The following is a 1,021-nucleotide window of genomic DNA, read 5'->3' as shown; positions in this document are numbered from 1 at the left end:
CGGGTAAGACCACCATGCTGAACCTGATCAGTCAGTACATTCCGCGCACGGAACGGATCCTTACCATTGAGGATTCAGCAGAGCTGGTGTTCAACCATCCCCATGTGGTGCGCCTGGAAACCCGCCCGGCCAATACCGAGGGCAAGGGCCGGATCAGCGCCCGGGAGCTGGTTATCAACGCGCTGCGCATGCGCCCGGATCGGGTGATTCTGGGGGAAGTGCGTTCCAATGAAATTATCGAACTGTTGCAGGCCATGAACACCGGCCACGAAGGGTCCATGAGTACCATTCATGCCAACAGTTCCCGTGATGCCCTGGTGCGAATTGAAACCCTGCTGGCGGTGAGCGGCTATGACGCCAGTGAAACGGCCATTGCCCGGCTGATCGGTTCTGCCCTGGATATCATCATTCAGCTGGAACGAACAGCGGATGGTAGTCGACGGGTCAGCGAGGTGGTGGCGCTGACGCCGACCAGCGATGACCTGTATCACATGGATTACCTGTACCGGAGTAATGATGAGCGCGGTTGAGCTGCTCGGCATGGCACAGATGCTCGGCATCATTGCCGTGCTGACGGTGCTGCTGCAGCTGGTCTGGTTTCGTTATCGCCAGCGTAGCCTGGTCAACGACCGGGTGCGGCAACGGTTGCAGCAACGCATTGAGATGGGCCAGGAAGCAGGGCAGGCGCGAGTGGTCAGTGGACCTCTGGACCGATTGTTGTTGCGGGCGGATATTCGACTGTCCCGCACCCAGCTTACGCTGATGGCGATCGTTATTTTTGTCATCCTGGCATTGGTGCTGGCCTCTTCAGGGCTGATTGCCACGGCGGTGCTGGCGCTGTTCATTGTTGCCAGCCTCTGGTTGTACTGGCGTTTTCGTTTTCAGCAGCAGCGTCGCACTATTTTTGAATCCTTGCCCGGGATCATGGATTCCACGCTTCGCTACATGGGGGCGGGCCGTTCTCTGGAAGCCTCACTGCTGGAATCGTTCCAGGATGCGCCGCCGGTGTTTGCGTCACTGA

At 58.6% G+C, this 1,021-nt stretch carries 1 protein-coding gene and 1 pseudogene; both read left to right on the top strand.

The window, feature by feature from the left end; translation table 11 throughout:
• On the top strand, positions 1-530 hold a 530-nt coding region (locus A3754_RS25525), incomplete at its 5' end, for a CpaF family protein (protein ID WP_197468875.1).
• A pseudogene (locus tag A3754_RS25520) lies at positions 517-1,021 on the top strand (type II secretion protein F); the annotation flags it as partial. The gene A3754_RS25525 and the pseudogene A3754_RS25520, both read left to right, overlap by 14 nt.

The sequence above is a fragment of the Alcanivorax sp. HI0083 genome (genome assembly GCF_001635175.1).
Note: the sequence above shows the minus strand (reverse complement) of the source record. Positions and strands in the feature narration are given on the sequence as shown.